Below are 6,077 nucleotides of genomic sequence, written 5' to 3'. Positions count from 1 at the left end.
GCCGCCGAGCCGGGCCGCGGCCAGCTTCTGCCGCAGCTCCTCGCCCAGTGCGCGGTGCGCCGCCTCGTTGGCCCGCCACGCCTCCGACGCGGGGTCTGCCGCGCTCGTCAGCTCCGGTGCCTCTTGCATTCTGTGGGTCCCCTCGCACAGCGATCGGTTGCTCTCGGCTGTTAATGAGCGTTAACCATTTCCTTCAGGTTAACGAGCGCTAACCTCCCTGTCTAGAATTGCTTTCATGACCACGAGAACCGACGCCCCCACCCGCCGCGAGCAGATCCTCAAGGAGGCCGCGCGCCTCTTCGCCGAGCGGGGATTCCATGGCGTCGGGGTGGACGAGATAGGCGCCGCGGTGGGTATCAGCGGCCCCGGTCTGTACCGGCACTTCCCGGGCAAGGACGCGATGCTCGCGGAGCTGCTGGTGGGCATCAGCGGCCAGCTGCTGACGGGGGCGAAGCGGCGGCTGGCGGAGGCGGAGGGGGTGACCTCCTCGGAGTCGCTCCTCGACTCCCTCATCGAGGGCCACATCGACTTCGCCCTGGACGACCGCCCCCTGATCACGCTCCACGACCGGGAGCTGGACCGACTCCGGGACACGGACCGCAAGCTGGTGCGTCAACTCCAGCGCCAGTACGTGGAGTTGTGGGTGGAGGTCGTCCGGGAGGTGTACCCGGACCTGGCCGAACCCAGCGCGCGGTCGGCGGTGCACTCGGTGTTCGGGCTGCTCAACTCGACTCCGCATCTGGGGCGACCGGGATCGTTGCCCGGGCGGGGGGCTACGGCGGAGTTGCTGCATCGGATGGCGCGGGGGGCGTTCGCGGCGGCGGCTTCGGCGGGGTGAGGGGGTGGGAGTTGAGCCTGGCGGGGCCCGGGCGCCGTAGGCGCGGAGGGCGGGCCGGGGCCGGCGCCGAGGCCGCAACTGTGTCTGGGTCCGGGGCGGAGCCCCGTGTCGGGACAGCTTGGCCTGCCGAGTCGGGCGGGTGGGTGGGCAAAGCGCGGGGCGGTGAGCGGAGCGACGGCGTGACGAGCGTTACGTGCCCGTTCCGCTGGACGCTCCCCCTACTCGCCGGTACCGTGATGTTCTGAGCAAGCGCTTAGAAACGGATCCTTGAGCTAGCTGGAGGTGGCGGCGGTGCGCCGTACGGTGTTTGACGAGGACCACGAGGCGTTCCGGGAGACCCTGCGCGCCTTCATCGAGGCCGAGGTCGTCCCCGTCTACGACGAGTGGTTCGCCGCCGGCCAGGCGCCGCGCGAGTTCTACTACAAGCTCGCCGAGCTGGGCGTCTTCGGCATCCGCGTGGACGAGGAGTACGGCGGCGCGGGCATCGACTCGTACAAGTTCGAGGCCGTCCTCTACGAGGAGACCGCGCGCGCGGGTGTCTCCTTCGGCGGCTCCGGTGTGCACGTGCTGCTCGGCCTGCCCTACATCAAGCTGCTCGCCAACGACGAGCAGAAGAAGAAGTACCTGCCGAAGTTCGTCTCCGGCGAGGAGATGTGGGCCATCGCGATGACCGAGCCGGGCACCGGTTCCGACCTCGCGGGCATGAAGACCACCGCCAAGCTCTCCGAGGACGGCACGCACTACGTCCTCAACGGCGCCAAGACCTTCATCACCGGTGGCGTGCACGCCGACCGCATGATCGTCTGCGCCCGCACCGCCGCGTCCACCAAGGAGGACCGCCGGCACGGCATCTCCCTCTTCGTGGTGGACACCAAGGCCGAGGGCTACTCGGTCGGCCGCAAGCTCGACAAGCTCGGCCTGAAGACCTCCGACACCGCCGAGCTGGCGTTCGTCGACGTCAAGGTGCCCGTCGAGGACCTCCTCGGCGAGGAGAACAAGGGCTTCTACTACCTCGGCCACAACCTCGCCTCCGAGCGCTGGGGCATCGCCTTCGGCGCCTACGCGCAGGCCAAGGCGGCCGTCCGGTTCGCGAAGCAGTACGTGCAGGACCGCGTGGTCTTCGGCCAGCCCGTCGCCGCGTTCCAGAACACCAAGTTCGAACTGGCCGCCTGCCAGGCCGAGGTGGACGCCGCCGAGGCCGTCGTCGACCGCGCGACCGAGGCCCTGGACGCCGGTGAGCTGACGCCCGCCGAGGCCGCCAGCGCCAAGCTGTTCACCACCGAGGTCGCGCACCGCGTGATCGACCGCTGCCTCCAGCTGCACGGCGGCTACGGCTTCATGAACGAGTACCCGATCGCCCGCCTGTACGCGGACAACCGCGTCAACCGCATCTACGGCGGCACCAGCGAGATCATGAAGACGATCATCGCGAAGGACATGGGCCTGTAAGGTCCCCGAAATTACCGGCCAGTAGAAAAGGTGCCATGAGTCAGGCACTTCAGTCTCTCCTCGATCTGCTCGACCTTGAGCAGATCGAGGAGAACATCTTCCGCGGTCAGTCCCAGGCCGCCGTCGTCCCCCGCGTCTTCGGCGGACAGGTGGCGGCCCAGGCCCTCGTCGCCGCCGGGCGTACGGTCCCCGAGGACCGCCTCGCCCACTCCCTGCACGCGTACTTCCTGCGCCCCGGCGACCCCGGCGCGCCCATCGTCTACACCGTCGAGCGCATGAACGACGGCCGCTCCTTCAGCGCCCGCCGGACCGTCGCCGTACAGCACGGACAGCCGATCTTCGCCCTCTCCGCGTCCTTCCAGAAACACGAAGAGGGCTTCGAGCACCAGGCCCCCATGCCCGCCGCCCCCGACCCGGTCACGCTGCCCACCTCCGCGGAGCGGCTCAGCGGCTACGACCACCTCGCCCCCGAGGTCGTCGAGAAGTTCCTGGAGGCCCGCGAGGCGATCGACCTGCGCTACGTCGACGAGCCGCCGTACGGCCGGTTCGGCACGCCCCGCGAACCGCACTCCCAGGTCTGGTTCCGCACCAACGGCAAGCTCGCCGACGACCCGCTCCTCCACGTAGTACTCGCGACCTACGTCTCCGACATGACGCTCCTCGACTCGATCCTCCTCGCGCACGGCCGCGGCGGCTGGGCCGTAGGAGATGTCGTAGGCGCCTCCCTCGACCACGCGATGTGGTTCCACCGGCCGTTCCGCGCGGACGAATGGCTGCTCTACGACCAGGAGTCGCCGTCGGCGTCCGGCGGGCGTGGGCTCGGGCAGGCCCGGATCTACACGCAGGACGGGCAATTGGCGATCTCGGTCATTCAGGAGGGCGTGGTCCGGGTTCCTCGGGAACACTGAGGGCATGGCAGAAACAGAGGAGGGTGACGGTGGCGGCGAGTCCACCGTCACCGTAATTGTCGCGGCCGTCGCCAACTTGGGCATCGCGCTGGCCAAGGCGGTCGCAGGCGTCATCAGCGGCTCCAGCGCGATGCTCTCCGAGGCGGCGCACTCGGTCGCCGACACGGTCACCGAACTCCTCCTCCTCACCGCCCTCAAACGCAGCGAGAAACCCGCCGACGAGGAACACCCCCTGGGCTACGGCCCCGAGCGCTACATCTGGGCGATGCTGGCCGCCGTCGCCACCTTCGTCGGCGGCGCGGTCTTCTCGATCTACGACGGCATCCACACCCTGGTCGCCGGCGAGGACCTCGGCAACCCGCTCATCTCCTACATCGTGCTCGGCGTCGCCTTCCTCCTGGAGGGCTACTCCCTGCGGACGGGCGTACGCCAGGCGCGCGGCGAGGCGGCCCGCTTCGACGCCTCCTTCAAGCGCTACCTCCGCTACACCCCCGACACCGCCGTCAAGGCCGTAGTCCTGGAGGACTCCGCCGCCCTGGTCGGCCTGGTCCTCGCGGCCGGCGGCCTGCTCGGCGGCCAGCTCACCGGCTCCGGCGTCTGGGACGGCATCGCGTCCCTCTGCATCGGCCTCCTGCTGCTCTACGTCGCCTGGGTGCTGGGCCGTTCCAACGCGGAACTCCTCATCGGACGCCCGCTCCCCAAGGCCATGCGGGACCGCATCCGCGAGGAGCTGCTCGGGGTCGAACACATCGAAGCCGTACTGGAGTTGACGACCCTCGTGCAGGGCCCGCGCGAGGCCCTGGTCGCCGCGAAGATCGACTTCCGGGACCGGTCGACGGCCGCCCAGATCGAGTGGGCCTGCGAACAGGCCGAACAGCGACTGCGGGAGGCGTTCCCTGCGGTGAGCCGCGTCTATCTGGACCCGACGCCGGGCTATGCGCAGCGGCGGGCTGAGGGGCTGAACCCCTGGTCGTGAAAAGGGAGTTGAGTCGTCTCGTCCGGCGCGGTGGGATGGGGGCATGACGGTCACCGAGGATTCGTGGAACTGGCGGGGCGGACGGATCCGGGAGGCCTTCGCACAGGCCGCGGACCTCACCGCCGAGTTGCTCGCCGACCCCGCCGTCGCCGCCGCCTGGGACCGGCCGAGCGCGCTGAAGCACTACAGCGTCCGAGGGCTGTCCGGCCACCTCTTCTGGCCCGAACTCGCCCTGCCCGGACTGCTCGCCGAGCCGGTACCGACAGAACCGGTGATCCCCCTGCGGGAGTACTACCTGGAGCGGGTGATCTGGCTGGACGCCGACCCCGACGCGCCGGTCAGCGGACGGATCCGGCAGGGCGGCGAAGCGACGGCCGCGGACGGACACGCGGCACTGCACGCGCGCGTGCACGAGGCACTCGTACTGCTGCGGACCGAGGTGCCGAAGGCGCCCGCCTCGCGCCCTGTGCACATCCCCTCCTGGGGCGACTGGTCCCTCGAACTCGACGACCTCCTGGTCACCCGGCTCATGGAACTCGTCGTCCACGCCGACGACTTGGCGTGCAGTGTCGGGCTGCCGACCCCCGACTTCCCCGAGCGGGTGACCGCCCCGGTCGTCGAACTGCTGGCCCGCCTGGCGGTCCGGCGGCACGGGGTGATGGACGTCGTACGAGGGCTCGCCCGCGCCGAGCGCGCCCCCAGGTCGATCGCCGGGATCTGAGTCCCAGCTCAGCTCAGCCCCGCCTCCGCCAGCAGATACGCCGTCATCGGGTCGTAGTACCTGGGGCTGACCACGTGGTCGTCGAGCGGGACGGCCACCTGGAGGGTGCCCTCGGACTCGGCGAGGAAGAGCGCCGGGTCGTTGCAGTCCGCGTAGCCGACGGAGTCGACGCCGTGACGGCCCGCGTAACCCGCCCAGCCGTGGTCGGCGACGACCAGGTCGGGCAGCGGGCGGCCCTCGCGCTCCAGTGCGGTGAGGATCGCCTTCATCGGCTCGCCGGAGTGCGTGTGCCACAGCGTGGCGCCGTGCTCCAGGACGGCCACGTCCGCGAACTGCATGACGTACCCCTCCTCCGTCTGCAGCCCCTCCGGGATCACCACGATCTCGCAGCCGGCCGTGCGCAGCGCGGCGGCCGTGGAGTGGTGCACTTCGAGCAGACCGCCCGGGTGGCCGGTGGCGAAGAGGACCCGCTGCTGACCGTCGGCCGCCTTGCGCAGCCGCGCGGCGAGGCGGTCGAGCGCCGCGACCGTCAGCTCCGGGTCGATGGTGTCCTGGCCGTAGCGGTACTCGGGATCGTCGTTCACCCCCACCCGCTCCGCCATCACCGCGAGCACGTCCTGCTCGTCGGACCAGCGGCTGCCCAGCTCCAGGCCGAACCAGTAGTGGCGGTCGCCGTTGGCCAGCTTGCGGTAGTGGGAGAGGTTGTTCTCGCGGGGGGTGGCTACGTCGCCCGCGATACGGGTCTTCACAAGGTGATCGACGAGCTCGGCGCGGCTGGGGGTCCCGGGTATCGGCATGGTTCCCATTGTGGAGCAGCGGGCTGTGCCGGTGCCCGACGTCCCGAACGCTGGGATGTGGATCACTCACCCCCGCCCGCTCACAGATGACGCAGGCCGAACCACAACTCCATCCGGACGTCCGGATCGTCCAGGTCCGCGTCCAGCAGCGCCGCGCACCGGGCGATCCGCTGCCGCACGGTGTTGCGGTGCACGGCGAGCGCGACCGCCGTACGGTCCCAACTCCCGTGCAGGGAGAGCCAGGTGCGCAGGGTCTCGGTGAGCGCGGGGCTCGCGGCGAGCGGGGCGAGGAGGGTACGGGCGTGTGCCTCGGCCTCCTCGTGGGGGACCAGTCCGGCGAGACCGGGGCGGCCGGAGGCGCCGTGCCGGACCAGCGGGGCGCGGGTCG

The 6,077-nt window shown here is 70.5% G+C and carries 7 protein-coding genes; 5 read left to right on the top strand and 2 right to left on the bottom strand.

Going from position 1 to position 6,077, the window contains the following annotated elements; genetic code table 11:
* Nucleotides 1–235 precede the first annotated feature (235 nt).
* The 5 genes from R6V09_RS43490 to R6V09_RS43470 all read left to right on the top strand — a co-directional run bounded on the left by R6V09_RS43490 (nucleotide 236) and on the right by R6V09_RS43470 (nucleotide 4,892).
* The gene (locus tag R6V09_RS43490; RefSeq protein ID WP_317887006.1) at nucleotides 236–838 is read left to right on the top strand and encodes an SACE_7040 family transcriptional regulator; all 603 of its coding nucleotides are present in this window, start codon (nucleotides 236–238) and stop codon (nucleotides 836–838) included.
* Between the two features lie 291 nt (nucleotides 839–1,129).
* On the top strand, nucleotides 1,130–2,287 hold the full coding sequence (locus R6V09_RS43485; RefSeq protein WP_317887005.1) for an acyl-CoA dehydrogenase family protein: 1,158 nt from the start codon (nucleotides 1,130–1,132) through the stop codon (nucleotides 2,285–2,287).
* 35 nt (nucleotides 2,288–2,322) lie between these two features.
* Entirely contained in the window at nucleotides 2,323–3,195 is an 873-nt protein-coding gene (locus tag R6V09_RS43480) for an acyl-CoA thioesterase (RefSeq protein WP_317887004.1), read from the top strand.
* 4 nt (nucleotides 3,196–3,199) lie between these two features.
* Nucleotides 3,200–4,171 (top strand): cation diffusion facilitator family transporter, encoded by a 972-nt coding sequence (locus R6V09_RS43475; RefSeq protein WP_317887003.1) that lies wholly within the window; start codon nucleotides 3,200–3,202, stop codon nucleotides 4,169–4,171.
* Between the two features lie 43 nt (nucleotides 4,172–4,214).
* On the top strand, nucleotides 4,215–4,892 hold the full coding sequence (locus R6V09_RS43470; protein ID WP_317887002.1) for a maleylpyruvate isomerase N-terminal domain-containing protein: 678 nt from the start codon (nucleotides 4,215–4,217) through the stop codon (nucleotides 4,890–4,892).
* An 8-nt stretch (nucleotides 4,893–4,900) separates the two neighbouring features.
* Here the strand turns inward: R6V09_RS43470 and R6V09_RS43465 are convergent, their stop codons facing one another.
* Nucleotides 4,901–5,689, bottom strand: coding sequence for a phosphatase (locus R6V09_RS43465; protein WP_317887001.1), 789 nt, complete (start codon nucleotides 5,687–5,689; stop codon nucleotides 4,901–4,903).
* 80 nt (nucleotides 5,690–5,769) lie between these two features.
* Nucleotides 5,770–6,077 (bottom strand): helix-turn-helix domain-containing protein (locus tag R6V09_RS43460; RefSeq protein WP_317887000.1); only part of this gene is annotated, 308 nt, incomplete at its 5' end.

It is taken from the genome of Streptomyces sp. W16, assembly GCF_033194735.1.
In the GTDB taxonomy this organism is placed as follows: Bacteria; Actinomycetota; Actinomycetes; order Streptomycetales; family Streptomycetaceae; genus Streptomyces.
This window is presented reverse-complemented; position numbering and strand designations above follow the sequence as displayed.

Excerpts from the sequence above, each read along its gene's own strand:
- R6V09_RS43475 (WP_317887003.1), top strand. The coding sequence starts at position 3,200 with ATGGCAGAAACAGAGGAGGGTGACGGTGGCGGCGAGTCCACCGTCACC.
- R6V09_RS43480 (WP_317887004.1), top strand. The coding sequence starts at position 2,323 with ATGAGTCAGGCACTTCAGTCTCTCCTCGATCTGCTCGACCTTGAGCAG.
- R6V09_RS43490 (WP_317887006.1), top strand. The coding sequence starts at position 236 with ATGACCACGAGAACCGACGCCCCCACCCGCCGCGAGCAGATCCTCAAG.
- R6V09_RS43470 (WP_317887002.1), top strand. The coding sequence starts at position 4,215 with ATGACGGTCACCGAGGATTCGTGGAACTGGCGGGGCGGACGGATCCGG.
- R6V09_RS43465 (WP_317887001.1), bottom strand. The coding sequence starts at position 5,689 with ATGCCGATACCCGGGACCCCCAGCCGCGCCGAGCTCGTCGATCACCTT.